Origin of the sequence: Pseudomonas sp. efr-133-TYG-23 (assembly GCF_030209215.1) — a bacterium.
Classification (GTDB): domain Bacteria; phylum Pseudomonadota; class Gammaproteobacteria; order Pseudomonadales; family Pseudomonadaceae; genus Aquipseudomonas; species Aquipseudomonas rhodesiae.
This window is the reverse complement of the sequence record NZ_JARVSL010000003.1, coordinates 98,041-116,246: the sequence shown is the minus strand read 5'-3', so window position 1 is coordinate 116,246 and position 18,206 is coordinate 98,041. Positions and strand designations below refer to the sequence as shown.

At 61.5% G+C, this 18,206-nt stretch carries 16 protein-coding genes; 11 read left to right on the top strand and 5 right to left on the bottom strand.

The genetic code is table 11. The annotated features are described in order from the left end of the window. The first annotated feature begins 246 nt into the window (after window positions 1-246). From QRN41_RS02445 to QRN41_RS02395, 11 genes are all read left to right on the top strand, one after another. Complete coding sequence (locus tag QRN41_RS02445; protein ID WP_167418510.1) at window positions 247-1,140, top strand: TauD/TfdA dioxygenase family protein; 894 nt, start codon at window positions 247-249, stop codon at window positions 1,138-1,140. 14 nt (window positions 1,141-1,154) lie between these two features. Continuing rightward, window positions 1,155-2,180, top strand: coding sequence for an ABC transporter substrate-binding protein (locus QRN41_RS02440; RefSeq protein WP_034111194.1), 1,026 nt, complete (start codon window positions 1,155-1,157; stop codon window positions 2,178-2,180). A gap of 1 nt (window position 2,181) precedes the next feature. Further along, the gene (locus QRN41_RS02435) at window positions 2,182-3,033 is read left to right on the top strand and encodes an ABC transporter ATP-binding protein (protein WP_285421121.1); all 852 of its coding nucleotides are present in this window, start codon (window positions 2,182-2,184) and stop codon (window positions 3,031-3,033) included. Between the two features lie 9 nt (window positions 3,034-3,042). After that, a complete protein-coding gene (locus QRN41_RS02430; protein WP_285421120.1) occupies window positions 3,043-3,891 on the top strand; it encodes an ABC transporter permease in 849 nt (282 codons plus the stop codon). 59 nt (window positions 3,892-3,950) lie between these two features. Next, entirely contained in the window at window positions 3,951-4,871 is a 921-nt protein-coding gene (locus QRN41_RS02425; protein WP_040265164.1) for a LysR family transcriptional regulator, read from the top strand. Between the two features lie 235 nt (window positions 4,872-5,106). Further along, complete coding sequence (locus QRN41_RS02420; protein ID WP_167418512.1) at window positions 5,107-6,642, top strand: MFS transporter; 1,536 nt, start codon at window positions 5,107-5,109, stop codon at window positions 6,640-6,642. Between the two features lie 15 nt (window positions 6,643-6,657). Next, window positions 6,658-7,716 carry an HlyD family secretion protein gene (locus QRN41_RS02415; protein WP_167418513.1) on the top strand — a complete coding sequence of 353 codons (1,059 nt, stop codon included), beginning with the start codon at window positions 6,658-6,660 and terminating at the stop codon, window positions 7,714-7,716. Then, the gene (locus QRN41_RS02410) at window positions 7,713-9,158 is read left to right on the top strand and encodes an efflux transporter outer membrane subunit (RefSeq protein ID WP_167418514.1); all 1,446 of its coding nucleotides are present in this window, start codon (window positions 7,713-7,715) and stop codon (window positions 9,156-9,158) included. Before QRN41_RS02415 ends, QRN41_RS02410 begins: the two co-directional genes overlap by 4 nt. Window positions 9,159-9,231: 73 nt before the next feature. Continuing rightward, window positions 9,232-9,741 carry a sigma-70 family RNA polymerase sigma factor gene (locus QRN41_RS02405; RefSeq protein ID WP_034095247.1) on the top strand — a complete coding sequence of 170 codons (510 nt, stop codon included), beginning with the start codon at window positions 9,232-9,234 and terminating at the stop codon, window positions 9,739-9,741. Then, complete coding sequence (locus tag QRN41_RS02400) at window positions 9,738-10,688, top strand: FecR domain-containing protein (protein ID WP_167418515.1); 951 nt, start codon at window positions 9,738-9,740, stop codon at window positions 10,686-10,688. The genes QRN41_RS02405 and QRN41_RS02400 overlap by 4 nt, the downstream gene beginning before the upstream one ends. A 92-nt stretch (window positions 10,689-10,780) precedes the next feature. After that, window positions 10,781-13,234: a TonB-dependent siderophore receptor gene (locus QRN41_RS02395; RefSeq protein WP_167418516.1), complete on the top strand. Its 2,454-nt coding sequence runs from the start codon at window positions 10,781-10,783 to the stop codon at window positions 13,232-13,234. A gap of 8 nt (window positions 13,235-13,242) precedes the next feature. Here QRN41_RS02395 and QRN41_RS02390 read toward each other — a convergent pair whose 3' ends face one another. The 5 genes from QRN41_RS02390 to QRN41_RS02370 form a co-directional block, all read right to left on the bottom strand. Continuing rightward, window positions 13,243-13,914, bottom strand: coding sequence for a PP2C family protein-serine/threonine phosphatase (locus QRN41_RS02390; protein WP_167418517.1), 672 nt, complete (start codon window positions 13,912-13,914; stop codon window positions 13,243-13,245). Beyond that, a complete protein-coding gene (locus QRN41_RS02385; protein ID WP_243269854.1) occupies window positions 13,911-14,456 on the bottom strand; it encodes a hypothetical protein in 546 nt (181 codons plus the stop codon). Before QRN41_RS02385 ends, QRN41_RS02390 begins: the two co-directional genes overlap by 4 nt. Window positions 14,457-14,611: 155 nt before the next feature. After that, a complete protein-coding gene (locus QRN41_RS02380; protein ID WP_034111216.1) occupies window positions 14,612-15,238 on the bottom strand; it encodes a hypothetical protein in 627 nt (208 codons plus the stop codon). An 82-nt stretch (window positions 15,239-15,320) separates the two neighbouring features. Beyond that, window positions 15,321-16,025 (bottom strand): DUF3142 domain-containing protein, encoded by a 705-nt coding sequence (locus QRN41_RS02375; protein ID WP_167418518.1) that lies wholly within the window; start codon window positions 16,023-16,025, stop codon window positions 15,321-15,323. Further along, entirely contained in the window at window positions 16,022-18,193 is a 2,172-nt protein-coding gene (locus QRN41_RS02370) for a PA5441 family protein (protein ID WP_167418519.1), read from the bottom strand. The genes QRN41_RS02375 and QRN41_RS02370 overlap by 4 nt, the downstream gene beginning before the upstream one ends. Between the last annotated feature and the right edge of the window lie 13 nt (window positions 18,194-18,206).

The window sequence follows — 18,206 nt, the reverse complement described above, 5'->3', positions numbered from 1 at the left end:
CCCATAAGCTTGTCAAACACGCACGGTTTCGGCTTGTAAGTAGTTCAACACCACGCTCCGCGCACTCACAGCATGCCTTTATGGCGTCTTACAAACGGGATGGAAGCGCCCTCAGTCCAAGCAGCTTCGCTGCGAGCGCTACATCGTTTTGCCGCGCCGTTCACGCATATCGTTATGCGTAAACGGTATTTAAATTGAATTTCTTATACCTATAAAGTTTGTCTCCTGACTGCCAGGAGTGAACCCATGTCTGCCGCCTCTACCGCTTCACCCGCGTCGCTCGATGCACAAGTATTCGAGGTTCTTCCACTGCCCGGCAGCGTCGGTGCCGAGGTGGTTGGCCTGGACTTGTCCCGCCCGATCAACGACACGGATTTCGCGCGAATTCACCGCGCGCACCTCGATCACCATGTGCTGGTCTTTCGCGACCAGCGCATCACACCCGAGCAGCACATCGCGTTCAGCCGTCGCTTTGGCGTGCTGCAGATCCATGTGCTCAAGCAGTTCCTGCTGCTCAATCATCCGGAAATCCTGATCGTCTCCAACATCATCGAAAACGGCCAGGCTATTGGCTTGGGCGACGCCGGCAAGTTCTGGCATTCGGACCTGTCCTATAAAGCACTGCCCAGCCTGGGGTCGATGTTGCACGCACAGGAACTCCCCTGCGAGGGCGGCGACACGTTGTTTGCGGATACGCACAAAGCCTGGGACCAGTTGCCCGCGCATCTGCGCAACGCTGTTGAAGGCCGAAGCGCTGCGCACTCCTACACCGCGCGTTACAGCGAGACCAAATTCGAAGGCAACTGGCGCCCTACGCTCACGCCCGAGCAATTGGCCCAAGTCGCCGAAGTGGTGCACCCCATCGTGCGTACCCACCCTGAAAACGGCCGAAAAGCGCTGTTCGTCAGTGAGGGTTTCACCACTCGCATTATCGGTTTGCCTGAAGACGAAAGCCGCGACCTGCTGGCTCAGCTCTACGCCCACAGCGTGCTGCCGCACAACCTCTACCGCCATCAATGGCAGCCTCACGACCTGGTGTTCTGGGACAACCGTTCGCTGATCCATCTGGCCGCCGGTTGCCCAAGCCATCTGCGCCGCAAGCTGTTCCGCACCACCATCCAGGGCGACGCGCCTTTCTGATTCGGAGCATGACCATGTCCAGACACCTTCCATTTGCACGACTGGCCGCCACTGTCGGCCTGGGTATCAGCCTGCTGGCCGGCAGCCTGGCAGCGCCGGCGGTGGCCCACGCTGAGGGCGAGATTCGCATTGCCGAACAGTTCGGCATCGTCTACTTGCTGCTCAATGTGGTGCGCGACCAGCACCTGATTGAAAAATACGGCAAGCAGGAAGGCATCGACATCAAGGTCGACTGGACTCAACTGTCCGGCGGCGCGGCGGTCAACGACGCATTGCTCTCTGGCTCCATCGACATTGCCGGAGCCGGCGTCGGACCGTTGTTGACCATCTGGGATCGCACCTACGGCAAGCAGAACGTTAAGGCCGTGGCGTCCTTGGGTAACTTCCCCTACTACTTGGTCAGCAATAACCCCAAGGTCAAGACCATTGCCGACTTCACTGACAAGGACCGTATCGCGGTGCCGGCAGTGGGGGTGTCAGTGCAGTCGCGCTTTCTGCAATACGCCGCCGCCAAACAATGGGGCGACCAGGATTTCAACCGCCTCGACAAGTACACCATCGCCGTTCCGCACCCCGACGCCACCGCGGCGTTGATCGCCGGCGGCACGGAGTTGACCGGGCATTTTTCCAACCCGCCGTTCCAGGACCAGGCCCTGGCCAATCCCAATGTCCATGTGGTGCTCAATACCTACGACCTGTTTGGCCCGAACTCGCCGACGGTGCTGTTCGCCACCGAAAAATTCCGCAACGACAACCCCAAGACCTACAAAGCATTTGTCGACGCTTTGACCGAAGCCGCACAGTTCGCTCAGAACGACAAAGGCGCGGCGGCCGATACGTACCTGCGCGTGACCAAGGCCAAGATCGACCGTGCCGAGCTGCTCAAAATCATCGACAACCCGCAATTCGAATTCAGCGTCACGCCGAAAAACACCTACCCGCTGGCGGAATTCCTTTATCGCGTCGGCGCCATTAAGCACAAGCCGCAATCGTGGCAGGACTACTTTTTCCAAGACGCCAAACCCCTGCAAGGAAGCTGAGATGAACGCACCGTTATCAGCCCACGCGACCAGCAATCTGCACCCTGCCGCGCCGTTACTGGCGGTGGATAACGTCAGCCTGGAATATCGCACGGCCGAGCGCGTGGTGCGCGCGACGCATCAGGTCAGTTTCGAGATCGACCCGGCCGACCGCTACGTGCTGCTCGGCCCTTCGGGCTGCGGCAAATCCACGTTGCTCAAGTCCGTTGCCGGGTTTATAAAACCCAGTGAAGGCGAGATTCGCCTGCTAGGGCAAAAGGTCGAACAGCCGGGCCCGGACCGTATCGTGGTGTTTCAGGAATTCGATCAGTTGCCGCCCTGGAAAACCGTCAAGCAAAACGTGATGTTCCCGCTGCTGGCGTCGAAAACCTTGAAGCGTGCCGACGCCGAAGACCGCGCACTGCATTACCTCGATAAGGTCGGCCTTAGTGCGTTTGCCGATGCCTACCCCCATACACTGTCCGGTGGCATGAAGGCGCGCGTGGCGATTGCCCGTGCGCTGGCGATGCAACCGAAAATCCTGCTGATGGACGAACCCTTCGCCGCCCTCGATGCCCTGACTCGGCGCAAGATGCAGGAAGAGCTGCTGCTGCTCTGGGAGGAAGTGCGCTTCACCTTGTTGTTCGTCACCCACTCCATTGAGGAGGCGCTGGTGGTGGACAATCGCATTCTGTTGCTGTCACCACACCCAGGGCGCGTGCGTGCGGAAATCCACAGTCATCAATACGACCTGCATAGCCTTGGCGGTGTCGACTTCCAGGCATCGGCGCGGCGGATCCACCGGCTGTTGTTCGATGAAGCCACTGAGGCCGAACCCGAGTTGGATTTTGCCGATATCCGCATCGCGTACTAAGGGGAGATTATGCGCCAGGAATACGAAATCACCCTCGAACCGCTGCTCAGCGTGCCGGTGGAACGCGACCTGCCGCTGCGCCAGCGCCTATGGCAACAGGGCTGGTTGCGCAAGGGCCTGATCCTGATCGTGCTCGCTGTCCTCTGGGAAGCCGTTGCGCGCTATCAAGACAACGACCTGCTGCTGCCGAGTTTTCTGCAGACCTTTCACGCGTTCTACGACGGTTTGCTCAGCGGCGAACTGCTCGGCAAAGTCAGCATCTCGCTGGTGGTGCTGATCAAGGGCTACCTGATCGGTATCGTACTGGCGTTCGCCCTGACCACGCTGGCGGTGTCGACGCAGGTGGGTCGCGACCTGCTCAGCACACTGACCTCCATGTTCAACCCGTTGCCGGCCATTGCGCTGCTGCCGTTGGCGCTGCTGTGGTTTGGCCTGGGTCAGAACAGCCTGATCTTTGTGCTGGTGCATTCGGTGCTGTGGGCGCTGGCGCTCAATACCTATTCAGGGTTCCTGGGCGTGTCCGAAACCCTGCGCATGGCCGGACGCAACTATGGCCTCAAAGGTATCCGCTTTGTGCTGTTTATTCTGATCCCGGCGGCGCTGCCATCGATTCTGGTGGGCCTGAAAATCGGCTGGGCTTTTGCCTGGCGCACGCTGATCGCTGCCGAATTGGTGTTCGGCGCCACCAGCGGCAAGGGCGGGCTAGGCTGGTACATCTTTCAGAATCGCAACGAGCTGTACACCGACAAAGTATTCGCCGGGTTGGCGGTGGTGATCCTCATCGGCCTGCTGGTGGAGAACCTGGTGTTCGATACCGTCGAACGGCTGACGGTCAAGCGCTGGGGCATGCAGCGCTGATAGATCCACCCTGATACGATTGCGCCCAGTTCACTCCTGACCGCTTACGAGTGCTTGGCATGCAACTACCGGATATGAACCTACTGGTCGCCCTCGACGCTTTGCTCGACGAGGGCAGTGTGGTCGGCGCCGCGCGCCGCATGAACCTCAGCCCGGCGGCCATGAGCCGTACTCTCACGCGCATACGTGAAGCGGTGGGCGACCCGATCCTGGTGCGCGCCGGGCGTGGCCTGGTGCCGACGCCCAAGGCCCTGCAGTTGCAAGAGCAGGTGCGCAACGTGGTCGAGCAGGCGGCGCTGTTGTTTCGCTCGGCCGACCAAGTGGACCTGAGTACCTTGCGCCGGCGCTTCAGCGTACGAGCCAATGACTTCTTTATCGGTGTGTACGGCGGGCGGCTGTTCGACACCATGGAGCGCGTCGCACCGCTGTGCGAGCTGTGTTTCGTGCCCGAAGGCGACACCGACGACGAAGCGCTGCGCGAAGGTCGACTGGACCTGCGTGTGAGCAACACCATGCCCGCCAGCCCTGAAGTGAAAGTACAAAATCTGTTCTCCACTACTTTTGTCGGCCTGGCGCGGCAAGATCATCCCTTGTTCGATGAAGAAATCACCGCCGCCCGCTTCGCCAGCTATTCCCACATCAGCATCTCGCGGCGCGGCATCGCCCGTGGGCCGATCGATACGGCCCTCAATGCCCAGGGCCTGGAGCGCCGCGTGGCGATGATCGCACCGGGGTTTCACGGCGCAATGTTTATGCTGCCCGACTCCGACCTGCTTCTGCCGGTGCCCAAGGAAGCGCTCTACAGCGCCAACCGACTGAAGCTGCCCCTGCGCGCGTTCCCGCTGCCCATCTCCTTGCCGACACTGGTGTTGGCCCAGTCCTGGCACCCGCGCTTCGACAACGACCCGGCGCACAAATGGCTGCGCGAGACCCTGCGTGAAAGTTGCCATGCCACCTGGCTGGAAGCTCAACCCACCTGACCTCTAAATCATGCAGGGTCAAAATGTGGGAGGGGGCTTGCCCCCGATAGCGGTGTAAAGATGGAAAAAACCGTGGCTGTCACAAAGCATCGGGGGCAAGCCCCCTCCCACCTGGAGATTTTGGCCGGGTTCGGGATTGCGTTTGGCGCACTTATAAGCTGCCGATAAGTAACTTTTTGTCATGTGTTAGCCTGATTAAACTGCTCGGGTATTCCCTACGCCGAGTTACCTGTTCATGACGTCCCTCGCTGCCCCCACCTTTGCGGCCGCAGCCCAACCCACCGCCATCGCTCCGCCCGTATTCGGCCCGCGCATCATCATCGGCCTGGTCGGCGTGTTGCTGGCGGTGCTGGTGTCCGGTCTCAACGAGATGGTCACCAAGATTGCCCTCGCCGACATCCGTGGCGCGCTCGCCATCGGGTTTGATGAAGGCACCTGGCTGGTCGCCGCGTATACCGCCACCTCCGTGTCGGCCATGGCCTTTGCGCCCTGGTGCTCGGTGACCTTTTCCCTACGGCGCTTCACCTTGTGGGCCATCGGGTTGTTCACCTTGCTTGGGGTGCTGTGCCCGTTCGCGCCGAACTACCAAAGCCTGCTGGCGCTGCGCACCCTGCAAGGCCTGGCCGGTGGCGCGCTGCCGCCGATGCTGATGACCGTGGCGCTGCGTTTTCTGCCGGCCAACGTCAAGCTGTACGGCCTGGCCGGTTACGCACTTACCGCCACTTTCGGCCCGAGCCTGGGCACACCGCTGGCGGCGTTGTGGACCGAATACGTCGGCTGGCAATGGGCGTTCTGGCAAATCGTCGCGCCGTGCCTATTGGCGATGGCCGCCGTGGCCTACGGGTTACCGCAGGACCCGCTGCGCCTGGAGCGCTTCAAGCAATTCAACTGGCGCGGCCTGCTGCTGGGCTTCCCGGCGATCTGCATGCTGGTCATCGGTGTGCTGCAAGGCAATCGTCTGGACTGGTTCGAGTCCGGCCTGATCACCTTCCTGCTCAGTGGCGGCAGCCTGTTGCTGGTGCTGTTCCTGTTCAACGAATGGTCGCAGCCGCTGCCGTTTTTCAAGCTGCAGATGCTGGGCCTGCGCAACCTCGCGTTTGCCTTGATCGTGCTGGCGGGCGTGCTGATGGTGCTGACTTCGGTGATCCTCATCCCGTCGAGTTTTCTCGCCCAGGTGCAGGGATACCGGCCGCTGCAAACCGCGCCGCTGATGCTGCTGATGGCGCTGCCGCAACTGGTCGCGCTGCCGTTGGTGGCTGCCCTGTGCAACCTGCGCTGGGTCGATTGCCGCTGGGTGCTGGGGGCGGGGCTGGGCATGCTGGTGCTGTCCTGTGTGGGCAGCGCGCACCTGACCTCAGCGTGGATTCGCGACGATTTCTATGTGCTGTACCTGCTGCAAATCTTCGGACAGCCCATGGCCGTGTTGCCGTTGTTGATGCTTTCCACCGGCAGTATCCAACCGGTGGAAGGCCCATTCGCCTCGGCCTGGTTCAACACCGTCAAAGGCCTCGCCGCGGTGATCGCCACGGGTGTGCTGGATGTGCTGACCACCCGTCGGGTGCATTTTCATTCGAGCAGGCTGGTGGACGGCCTCGGTAATTCGCCCCTGGCCGACGCCGATGCCCCAGGCCTGGCGCACCGTCTGCATGAGCAGGCCGTAGTGCTCACTTCTTCGGATCTGTACTACGTCATGGCCGCGGTGGCGGCGGCGTTGATCCTGCTGATTTTCTGGATGCCCACGCGGATCTATCCGCCGCGCGCACCGACCTAGCACAAAGGAACTCCCATGAAACGCAAAGACAAAATTGCCGTGTCGGCCATCGCCGTATTCGCCGTCGGCGTGCTGGTGTACCTGGCTGCCCCTGGGCTGTTGGGCAGCCGACAACAGACCACCAACGACGCCTTTGTCGCCGCTGACTTCACCCAGGTGGCGCCGCGCGTGGCCGGTTTTATCAAGGAGGTGCTGGTGGAAGACAACCAGCGCGTCAAAGCCGGGCAACTGCTGGCATTGATCGACGACCGCGATTTTCGCGCTGCCGCTCAGGCCGCCGATGCCGACACACTGGTGGCCCAAGCCCAACTGAAAAACGCCACCGCGACACTGGAGCGGCAAACCTCGGTGATCGCCCAGGCTCAGGCCACGGTGGCGGCGGATCGCGCCGAAGTGGCCTTCGCCGAACACGAACTGAACCGCTACAACCATCTGGCCGGTGTTGGCGCCGGCACCGTGCAGAACGCCCAGCAAGCCAAGACCCGCATCGACCAGGCCACCGCTCGCCTGGCCAAGGCCACGGCCGTGCTGGCGGCCGAGCGCAAGCAGGTGGAAATCCTCACGGCTCTGCGTGATGCCGCCGAGGGTGGGCTTAAACGTGCCCAAGCGGCGCTGGAAATGGCCAGTTATCAGCTGTCTTACACACGCATTGTCGCGCCAGTGGATGGCATGGTCGGTGAGCGCGCGGTACGGGTCGGTGCCTACGTAACACCGGGAAGCAAGTTGCTGGCGGTGGTGCCGTTGGCCGAGGCGTATGTGGTGGCCAATTTCCAGGAAACCCAGCTGTCCCACATGCATGCCGGTCAGGCCGTGCAGGTGCGCGTCGACAGCCTCGACGGTGAAGTGCTCGACGGCCACTTGGAAAGCCTGGCGCCCGCCACCGGAGTGACCTTCGCCTCGATCAAACCGGACAACGCCACCGGCAATTTCACCAAAGTCGTGCAGCGTATTCCGGTGAAGATCGTGCTTGAGCCCAATCAGCCGCTGACCGAGCGTCTGCGGGTCGGTATGTCGGTGGAAGCCAGCGTCGATACTCAAGCCGTAGCGCCACAGCGCGAGGTGGCCCAGCAATGAGACACCTCGCCTGGCTCACCCTCGGCCTGATCAGCCTGAGCGCCTGCACCGTCGGCCCGGACTTCCAGCGCCCCCACAGCGCGCAGCCCTCGCAGTGGACCGAACCCCAAGGCCGTCAGGCTGCTAGCCATGCCGTCAGCGACCCCTTGCAGGAGCGCTGGTGGGACGTGTTCCACGACGCGCAATTGTCGACCCTGACCCGGCGCGCCCTCAGCGATAACCTCGACTTGAAACTGGCCAGCAGCCGTCTGCAACAAAGCCGTGCGGTGCGCCAGGTAACCACTGCCGAGCGCTACCCGAGCGTCAACGCTACCGGCGCCTATCAGCGCAAACGCAACAGTGGTGAGGGCCTCAACGACCCGTCCGGCGAGAATGGCCGCGCCGCGTTCAACCAGTGGGACGCCGGGTTTTCCGCCGCCTGGGAGTTGGACTTCTGGGGCCGGGTCAAACGCGAAACCGAGGCGGCCGACGCCACGCTGCAAGTCGCGGAGAATGACCGTCGCGCCGTGCTGCTGTCAGTGCTGGCTGAAACCGCCCAGGACTACATCCAACTGCGCGGGGTGCAGAACATCCGTGCGGTCACCGAGCAAAACCTCGACGTGGCGCGACACAGTCTCAAGCTCTCGCAACTGCGCCTGGCCGACGGCGTGGCGACTGACTTGGATGTGGCCGAAGCCGCCGCCCAGGTCGCCGCCATCGAAGCGCGCCTGCCCGACTTGCAACAGCGTCAGGATCAGTTGATCAACGCTTTGAGCCTGCTGATGGGCGAACCGCCGCAAGCCCTGCATGCACAGTTGTCCAAGGCCGCTGCCGTCCCGCAAACCCAGCGCCAGGTCGCCATTGGCCTGCCGTCGGAATTGGCCGAGCGTCGCCCCGATATCCGCCAGGCCGAGGCACGACTGCACGCCGCCACCGCCAGCATTGGCGTGGCCAAGGGCGATTTCTACCCGCGCATCACCTTGTCCGGCAGCCTCGGCTCCCAGGCCATGCAACTGTCGGATTTCGGTGCATGGGGCTCACGCGCCTTTGCCTTCGGCCCACAGCTGAGCCTGCCGCTGTTCAATGGCGGACGCTTGCAAGGCATGCTTGAGCTGCGCGAAGCCCAACAGCAGGAAGCGGCGATTGCCTACCAGCAAACGGTTTTGCGCGCCTGGCATGAAATCGACGATCAACTGACCCGCTACAACGCCAGCCAACTGCGCCGCGACAGCCTGGCCGAAGCCGTGCGCCAGAACCAGATCGCCCTCACCACCGCGCAACATCAATACGTCGAAGGCGTGGTGGACTTCGTCAACGTGCTCACGGTGCAAAGCGCGCTGCTGGCGACCCAGGAGCAATGGGTGGAGAGTTCTACCGGCGTGTCCCTGGCCATGGTCGGGTTGTACAAAGCCTTGGGGGGCGGGTGGGAATCGGTATATCCGCTGCAAACGGCAGGGGGCTGATCGACAAAGAGTTTTGTCAGTGACGAAATAAGGTGTAATGATAATTGCTCTCAATAGTGTATCTGAGCTTTTCATGGACACCGCGACTGACGGCCAGCAACAGCTTCATCTTCTGTACCGCGACCATCACGGCTGGCTGCAAGGCTGGCTGCGCAAGCGCCTGGGCGATCGAGAGCACGCCGCCGATGTAGCCCAGGACACGTTCCTGCGGCTGTTGGTGTCCGGACGTTTTCCAGGTGACAAGGAAAGCCGCAGCTATCTGGCGCAGATCGCGCGCAATCTGGTGATTGACCAGTGGCGGCGCCTGCGTATCGAACGCGCCTATCTGGAGAGCATCGCCCATCTGCCGGAGCCGGAGTCGCCGTCGCTGGAAACCCGCGCACTGATCCTTGAAACCCTGATGCAGATCGACGCCATGCTCGACCGCATGCCCGACAACGTGCGCCGGGCCTTCCTGCTATCGCAATTCGAGGGGTTAAGCTACGCGCAGATCGCCGAGCGCCTGGGTGTCACCATCAGCTCGGTGCAGAAATACATGACCCGCGCCATCGTCGCCTGTTACCAGGTGGTCTACGAAGAATGAAACACGACGCACCCATCGCCCCGGCCATTGTCGAGCAAGCCAGCGAGTGGTTGATGCTGCACTGGGGCGGCGAACTGCGCGGCGAGCAACGTCACGCTTTTGCCCAGTGGCAGGCCGCCGATGAGGAACACCGTCGCGCCTGGCAGCGTTTGCAGCACTTGCAGCACACCCTCGGCGGCGTTCCTGCCGACAGTGCCCGCGCGGTGCTAAGCGATACGCCGGACACCCAGCGCCGAGCCGCCCTCAAGCTGCTCGGCGCGCTCTTAATGGTCGGCGGCAGCGGCTATCTGGTGCGGCGTAGTGAACCTTGGCAAGCGGCATTCGCCGAACATCGCACGGCGACCGGTGAGATCCGCTACGTCACCCTCAGCGACGGTACGCGTCTGGACCTCAACAGCGACAGTGCAGTGGATGTGCGTTTCAGCGCCACTGAGCGACGTATTCGCCTGATCCGAGGCGAGATCCTGCTGACCAGCGGCCACGATGCACTGCGCCCGCTGATCGTGGAAACGGCGGCCGGCGATGTGCAGGCGCTGGGCACTCGCTTTGCCGTGCGCGAACTGGGCGAGGGCAGCCGTGTCGACCTGTACGAAGGCCGCGTGCGCGTAACCCCGGTGCACGGCGCTGCGGTGCAGATGAACGCCGGTGACAGCCTGTGGTTCGATCAGCGCCAGACCCTTGCGTTACCTGCGGTGGGCGCCAACGGCAGCAGTTGGACTGAGCATCGGCTGATCGCCGAACGCCAGCCGCTGGGCGAATTTGTCACGCAACTGAGTCGCTATCGTCCGGGCCTGTTGCGATGCGATCCGGCCGTGTCCGGGCTGTTACTCACCGGTGTTTTTCCGTTGAACGATACCGACGCGATCCTTGCCGCCCTGGAGCGCTCGTTGCCGGTGCACGTCCAGGCAGTTACCCGCTACTGGGTGACGATCAAGGCTCGTGTCTGAAAATATTTTCTCTGGCGCTTGTCGGTTTCTCCATCCCGTTCGGGATACCTCTTGAAAGCCAATCAAGAAGCGTTCTCACGGGGAGTCCTGCAATGCCGCACCGCCCAATCCAACCCTTGGCCCGCGCCCTGCGCCATGGTCTGTTTGTCGGCCTGATGGCGACCGCGCCGATGCTGCCGACCTTGGCCTATGCCGCCGAAGCCAATGAAGAAGTGCGTACCTACGCCATCCCGGCGGGCAGTCTCGACCAGGCGTTGAACCGTTTCGCCAGTGCCTCGGGCATCTTGTTGTCGGTTGATGCCACGCTTACGGAAGGTAAGCGCAGCGCCGGTCTGCAAGGGCGTTATGCGGTGGGGGCCGGTCTGGAGCGGTTGCTGGCGGGCAGCGGCTTGGTGGCGATGCAATCCCAGGGCGGTTGGTCGTTGCAGGCGAGCGCGTCTGACGGCACGTTGCAACTTGGGGCTACCCAGATCAGCGCCCAACAAGCCGAGGAAAGCGCCTGGGGCCCGGTGGACGGCATCGTTGCCACCCGCAGCGCCTCCGGCAGCAAGACCGATTCGGCGCTGGTGGAAATCCCCCAGACCATCAACGTGATCACTGCCGCCGAGATCAAGGCGCGCGGTGCCCAGAGCGTCACCCAGGCATTGCTGTACACGCCGGGCATGAGCGCCGGCGGCTTCGCCGACCGGGTCAAGTTGTTCGATGAACCCACCTCGCGGGGCTTCTCGCCCACACCCCTGTACCTCGACGGTTTGCACCTGCCCTATGGCGGTGGAAGCACTGGCGGCGCGCTGCAAATCGAGCCCTATTCCTTGGAGCGCATTGAAGTCCTCAAAGGCCCGGCTTCGGTGCTGTACGGGCAAAACCAGCCGGGCGGTATCGTCAATATGGTCAGCAAGCGCCCCAGCGAAACCCCGGTACACCAAGTGGTGCTGGAAGCCGGCACCTACGAGCATAAAAGCGCGGCCATCGACCTCAGCGGTCCGCTGGATGAGCAAGGGCAATTTCTGTATCGCCTGACCGGCCTGGCCAACGATGGGCAGGACGAGATCAACTACGTCGAGAACAAACGCCAGTTCATCGCCCCCAGCTTCACCTGGCGCCCCAACGACGACACCCATGTGACGCTGTTCGCCCAGTACCAGAAAGACAAAGGTGTGCCCGAAGCCCAAGGCCTGCCGGCGTCCGGCACCTTGTGGGCCAACCCCAACGGTAAGATCAAGCGCGATGTGTTTATCGGCGAGCCCGGCGTCAACCAATACAACCGCGAGCAGTACGTGCTGGGCTACGAGATTTCCCATCGCCTGAACGACACCTGGACCCTCAAACAAAATGCGCGCTACGCCGAGGTGGACGACCGTTACACCGCGCCGTTGCACGGCTACCGTTTCGTCGCCAACCCGGCCACCGGTGTGCAGGACCAGCGCTACCTGCAACGCTTCGGTGTGGACTGGGCGCAAAACAACAAAGTGTTTGGCGTGGACAGCATCGCTCAGGCCGAATTCGACACAGGCGCGTTGTCCCACACCCTGATCCTGGGCCTGGATTACTACCATTCCGGCTCGCTGTTCCATGGCCTGTATGACCGCAACCCGCCGATCATCGACCTGTTCAAGCCGGTCTATGGGCAGCGCCTGAATTTTGGCCAGCCATATCGGTGGGATCGCACCATCACCCAGACCGGCCTGTACGTTCAGGACCAGATCAAGTTGGATAAATGGGCGCTGGTCCTGGGCGGGCGCTATGACTGGGCCAACGTCGTGAACAAAGAGCCCTTGACCGATACGCGCTTTGCCAGCAAAGACCAGGCGTTCACCGGTCGTGCGGGGTTGGTGTACCTGTTCGATAACGGCCTGGCGCCCTTCGTCAGCTACACGGAATCCTTCCTGCCACTGGCGGGCACCGACGTAAATAAAAAGCCGTTCGAGCCGTCTACCGGCAACCAGTACGAAGTCGGCGTGAAGTACCAGCCGCCCGGGCAGAAGAGTTTTGTGCAGGTCTCGGTCTATCAGCTGGACCAGGAAAATGTGCTCACCACCAACCCGGTGGACACCACCTACAGCACCCAAAGCGGCGCCATGCGCTCACGCGGCGTGGAGCTGGAAGCCAAGGCGGCCCTCAGCGACGCTTGGGAGATCATCGCGTCGGCCTCGCGTAACGACATCAAATACACCAAGGACAACGACGGTCGCCAAGGCCGCCACCCCGCAGGCATTTCGCCGCTCACGGCGTCGATGTGGGTCAATTACACCGTGCTTGGCGACACCCCGCTGGCTGGTCTCGGCGCGGGGCTGGGTGTGCGCTACGCCCGCCAAAGCCTGGGCGACTACTACGAAGGCGCCTTCAGCGTGCCCTCGTATAGCGTCTACGACGCCAGCCTGAGCTACGACCTAAGCCGCTCGCCGCTGAAACTCAAAGGCGTGAAACTGGCGCTGAACGTGCAGAACCTCACCGACAAGACCTACGTTTCGCAGTGCACCAGCGATCTGGATTGCTATTACGGGCAAGGACGGACGGCGGTGTCGAGCCTGACGTACGACTGGTAGCCAGGTGCCTAAGATCGCAACAGCATGAAGGTGGTGTCGTCGTGAGTTGAACAGCCGTCAAGGGTTTGCTGTGCAATGGCCCTGAGTTGGTTCTGGACAGACAGTTCGGCCCAGAACCCATCCGTCGCCATGATCCATGTTGTGTCTTTGATTATCTGCAAGGATTGAATGTGAGGCTCATGGCGGCGGCGGTAGCTCATGCAGTTGAGCAGAGTTTTCCGCGCAGGGCTGTTGGCGATGAGTGAATGGCTCAGATCACCTTTCCAGTTGGGGCCGTAGTGGGGTGGGCTTATCCAATTCAGATGCTGACCTTTTTCCAGATATCCAAGGCAACAGTCGCCTGCATGAATGGATATGGCGGTTTGACCGACTACCAGGAGCGCAAGATAGCTGGCGGCGGCAAAGGGGAAGTCCGGGCATAGATTTGAATGCACTCGATTGAGTGATGTGAGTGTCAGCGCCAAAGCCTTATCTGTGCAGGCCGCGACGGCAGTCGCTGAGTGAGAAAAGGTGTCCAGCAGATGGTGGCTCAGGGCTCGCGCCAACTCGCCACTGCCTGGTTTGGACGTACCGTCGGCAATCACGTAGAGATATGAATCTGCATTGCGTGCCGAACCGCAGGCGTCACGGTTTTCTGCTCTGTGGATACCTTGCCGACTGACACTGGAATGCAGGATCAAATGCGCACCCCGAACTCAATCAGTCTATCGAGGCGCTCGTAAATCAACGTTTCTCGATCGGGGTCTTGAGCGGTGCTTTGAATCACATCCTGAAACGCAGTGAGTCTGAGCAGAGACGAGAGCTCCTCGCCCACAAAGCGTCGTAGCTCGATAGGTGCGTGTTTTGTTTCTGCAATTAGCTCTTCCCGACCATCCAGCAGAGCGATGATGTCTTCAATATCGTTGGACATCAGTAGGTCGCCCTTGCCCCGGCCTAGATATGCCTGGAGTTTTGCGGCAAGAAACCAAGGGGCTGCGAACACCTTGATAGGCGTTCCATTAGGCAATGTGTAATCAATCGCATTTTCCAGCCCTCCGACAAACCAAGTATTGGAGAACCCCAGTATTTTTTCATCGGTTGGCATGAAATCGACTTTCAGCGCTCCTAGACGCAAGCGACAGGTGACCGTGTCCTGGCCTGTATTTTTGAACCCTTTGGTTTTAAGGGTTTCTTCAAGCCGATACCAAGCGGCAGTACTGGTCAGGTGGATGACCAGATCCACGTCATCGGTACCGCGAATGGATTCTTATGTGTATTCGTCGGTAATCAACAGGACGGTTGTACACCCACCGACAAAGGCCACTTGCTGGGGTAGCTCTGCCCCCAATGCGTCGGCGACCGCTTCAAGCATTTGCAACATCATTTCCCGAACTGAATTCAAAGGATCAACTCCCTCAGCAGTGCATCGGCTACCTTGGTCTCGCGCGGTCCGCCGATGCGAATTGCATCGACTAGAGCCAGGAAGTGATAGAGAAGCTCGTCTTTTTTTACCGCCCCAGGAACAGTTTTGTACAAGGGCGCGATTTCCTGACCTTTGCTTTTGCCATACGCGTCTGGCCACACGGGGATGAGATCGCCACCGCTCATGACTTTGCCCGTCAGGATAGGGGCCCCGAATGCTGTTGGAATTCCACGAACGACGGCGCCAGGCTTTGCGGGAAATACGTAGCGAATGCCATATTTCACGAAGTCCAGAAGGGCTTCTCTTCTTACCAGAGGCTGCCCGCTGAGGCGGTTCGTGTGAATAAGGCCGATCTCTCGACAGCGATTCAGAGAATTCGATACCTCGCTTTTGCTCAACGCCAACGACGCAGACAGTGCTCGAACGGAGTAGCTATCACTGTTAGTCGGGAGCGTGTCACCGTCGCTATCCTCCCAACCTTTCCACTCACTACCTGCAAGGAAAACAAGCGTTTCGGCCTCTTTTCCGGTGGCCCGCTCTTTCACCGCCTGTAGTTCCAGGCTAATCAGTTTGAAGAGGATAACGATATCCTGACTTTTCATAGGGCTCCCTGAAGCGGCTGTCCACTGTCCATGGACCGTGGACGATTTCTTGCATGGAGGGAGAGCCCTGTCAAGAAAGGAATCAAGGATTCTGCAAAAACACCACATACCCCCGAAACCACTCATTGCTCTGCAAATACCCCGGCGCCTGCCATTCACCGCCCTGAATCAAGCCGATCTTGAACGGCAACCCCAGCCGATTCATCCGCGGCAAGTACGCGGCGTAATCCGGGATGCTGTGGCGGCCTTGATAGGTCTGCACCACCACTTCATCCACCACGCCTTTGAGCTGGGCGATGGCGGCTGGGTCGGCGTTGCTGCTCCAGTCCATCAGGCCGGTGATGCTCAGCCGCAGGTCGGCGGGCAGGCGTTGGCGCAGGTCGCGCAGAAAGTCGGCGTATTCGTGCAGGTATTGGGTACGGGCGTCGAAGTCGATCTGGATACCTATCACCGGGTTGCCCGCGTCGCGCCAGCGTTGCACCTGGCCGAGCAGCTGGGTGTAGATCGGTTCTGGCCAGCGCAGGGTGTGGGCGCGGTATACCACCCAAACCTCGCCCTGGGTCAGGCGCGGTACGCTCATGCCCTGGGCGATCAGCTGCACGCCGCGCTGGGGGGCGCGGCGGGTAGAGTTGATCTGGCCCTGCAGGATGTAGAGGGTCTTGGCCTGCTTGAGCACCGCTTGGGACTTGACGCCGCTCCACAGCCAGAAGGCGTCATAGTCGCGGGCGTCAACGGCACCGAAGGCCGGGCTCGCCAGTAGCAGCAAGCCTAGCCACAAGTGTTTCACCAGTAGTACTGCAGCGATTTGCCCCACTGGGTGTCGGCGTAGCCGCTTTTGAGCTGGCGGAACCAGGCTTTGCGCACGGCCGGTTCAACGTCCTGCCCACCGCAGCTGTTATAGCCGGCCGGCGCGTAGCAGTTGATGGCGCGGAACAGCGCATAGGCTTTGTCCGTCTTCGGCGCCTTGGCGTCATTGATCACCTGCTTGTATCCGTCGAGCCGCGAGAAAGTGGTTCCTTTGAAGTCCGACGCGGTGCTGCCCAGGCTGCCGGCGGCGCGCGCTTGTTCCAGCGGCATGCTGTCCAGGTTGTTGCGCAGGATGAACTCGCCGAGGCAGTTCAGGGCCTGGGGGTTCTTGGCCTCGGTTTGTAGGGTCGCGGCGGTTTGCGCGATGGCCGGGCAGGTGTAGCCCGAGGCAGCTTTCTCGCCGTTCCACTGGAACAGCTTCAACGTCTGCCCTTCGCTGTAGACATAGCCCAGGCTGCTGCTCAACTTATCTTCGGGCGCTGGGGTCGGCAGTTGCTTGAAGTCCTCGGCAAAGGTGGCGAACTGGCCGCGCAGCAGGTCTTTGTAGAGCAACACGAATTGCGCAGTCTGGCGCTCCACCGGATCGCTGGCCTGGGAAATCTGCTGGCGCAGCAGCTCCGGACCGGCGACGTTGCGCAACAGGCTGTAGCGCACTTGCTTGGCGTTGATCGGCGAGTTGGCGGCAAACACTTCGGCCAACTGGCCGCTGCGCTCGTAGTTCATGGCCAGGGCCAATTCCAGTTGATCGCGCATCAACGGCAGTTTGGCCAGTGGCAGCAATTGCAGCCACAGCGCTTGGGCGCCTTTCCAATCTTGCTTGGCTTCCAGCGCCAGGGCGCGCAGGGTCTGTTGGCTGAAGGCGAAGTAATTCAGACTCGACGGCACACTTTGCGGCAGCTGCTTCAAAGCGGCATCCGGCTGGTGCTCGATGTACAACGCACACACCGCCAGCAGGTAATCGTAGAGTTCGGGTTCGCTGGCAAACAGTGCCTTTTGCTTCTCCAGGTCTGCGCGGGACAAGGTCGGCTGGTTGCCGCCGCGCATCACCATCAGGTCACTGACCAGTTGGATCATCGGCGTCTTCACTGGCTGGCTGTTGACCATCAACAACTTGAGGTCAGCCTCTTCCACCAGCTCATCCTCGGACACATTGCGCTGCGCGTCGCTGGCTTGCGTGAGGCTCCAGGCATACGCCTCGGCCAGTTTGCTGCCATCATCGGCCAACCAGTAGACCCGCCGCAGCAGGCCGCGCGCGGAGGCGCTGTAATCGCCTTGTGGATAAGCACTCAGGTAGCTATCGAAGGCTTGCTCGGCATTGGCCAGCGCCGACTTATCCACACGCGCCAGAGTCGGCACGCCGTCGGCATCGTACGCGTCTGCCTGGGCCTGGTTCAGCGCAGTGCGGGCGGTCATGTACAGCGCGGCTTCCTTGAGCCAGGGCAGGGCACTGCTGCGAGCGGCGCTGAAGCCGCGCTCGGCTTCGGCAAAACGGCCGCTATAAAAATCGGCGGCGGCTTGCAGGTAGGTGTACAGCTGCTGGCCGTCGGTCGATTGCAGTTGCTGCGCATTCGCCACGACCGGGCCGTCCCACTCGCAGGTGGTGAGCAGTTGCAGGCGGGCTTTGACCAGCAGCTCGCGTTCGGCGGCCGGCATATCGGCCTTGACCACTTGGCGCACAAACGCGGTGGCACTGTCGTCGTCGTTGCTGCGGCAACGGCTGCCCTCGCCCGTGACAAACGCCTCGCCGGCGGTGGTGTAGTCCTCGCGCTTGATGCCCAGGGGTTGCAGCAGGTTGTCCAGTTCGGCAGTGGACGATGTGTCTGCGCCGTCATCCGGTTCAGTGTCCGAGCTGCCGAGCAGCGTCAGGCGATACACCGGGAACGGCACAGGGCCGAACCCCTCGGCCAGGTCATCTTCGCTCAAGGCATTGGGCGTCAGGCCCGTATTTTTCTTGTCGGCCAGCAGCAGGCGCAGGTTGACCCGGCTGTCGTTGCCAGGGCTGAGGAAAGGCTGGTTGCTGCACGGGTCGAGGGTGTCGCGGGAAACACGCCAGTCGGGGTAGCACGAATCGTCGGAGCTGGCCTGGGCCTGCACGGAGAGACCGGCCAGCAGGGCCAGTGCCAGAGGTGACAAAAAACCGATGCGCATGAGGTGTCCTTGA

What these genes read in the sequence shown, in the direction of transcription:
- QRN41_RS02405 (WP_034095247.1), top strand. Translation starts at nt 9,232, where the DNA reads ATGGACACCGCGACTGACGGCCAGCAACAGCTTCATCTTCTGTACCGC.
- QRN41_RS02430 (WP_285421120.1), top strand. Translation starts at nt 3,043, where the DNA reads ATGCGCCAGGAATACGAAATCACCCTCGAACCGCTGCTCAGCGTGCCG.
- QRN41_RS02425 (WP_040265164.1), top strand. Translation starts at nt 3,951, where the DNA reads ATGCAACTACCGGATATGAACCTACTGGTCGCCCTCGACGCTTTGCTC.
- QRN41_RS02420 (WP_167418512.1), top strand. Translation starts at nt 5,107, where the DNA reads ATGACGTCCCTCGCTGCCCCCACCTTTGCGGCCGCAGCCCAACCCACC.
- QRN41_RS02415 (WP_167418513.1), top strand. Translation starts at nt 6,658, where the DNA reads ATGAAACGCAAAGACAAAATTGCCGTGTCGGCCATCGCCGTATTCGCC.
- QRN41_RS02400 (WP_167418515.1), top strand. Translation starts at nt 9,738, where the DNA reads ATGAAACACGACGCACCCATCGCCCCGGCCATTGTCGAGCAAGCCAGC.
- QRN41_RS02380 (WP_034111216.1), bottom strand. Translation starts at nt 15,238, where the DNA reads ATGAAAAGTCAGGATATCGTTATCCTCTTCAAACTGATTAGCCTGGAA.
- QRN41_RS02440 (WP_034111194.1), top strand. Translation starts at nt 1,155, where the DNA reads ATGTCCAGACACCTTCCATTTGCACGACTGGCCGCCACTGTCGGCCTG.
- QRN41_RS02395 (WP_167418516.1), top strand. Translation starts at nt 10,781, where the DNA reads ATGCCGCACCGCCCAATCCAACCCTTGGCCCGCGCCCTGCGCCATGGT.
- QRN41_RS02410 (WP_167418514.1), top strand. Translation starts at nt 7,713, where the DNA reads ATGAGACACCTCGCCTGGCTCACCCTCGGCCTGATCAGCCTGAGCGCC.
- QRN41_RS02435 (WP_285421121.1), top strand. Translation starts at nt 2,182, where the DNA reads ATGAACGCACCGTTATCAGCCCACGCGACCAGCAATCTGCACCCTGCC.
- QRN41_RS02445 (WP_167418510.1), top strand. Translation starts at nt 247, where the DNA reads ATGTCTGCCGCCTCTACCGCTTCACCCGCGTCGCTCGATGCACAAGTA.
- QRN41_RS02370 (WP_167418519.1), bottom strand. Translation starts at nt 18,193, where the DNA reads ATGCGCATCGGTTTTTTGTCACCTCTGGCACTGGCCCTGCTGGCCGGT.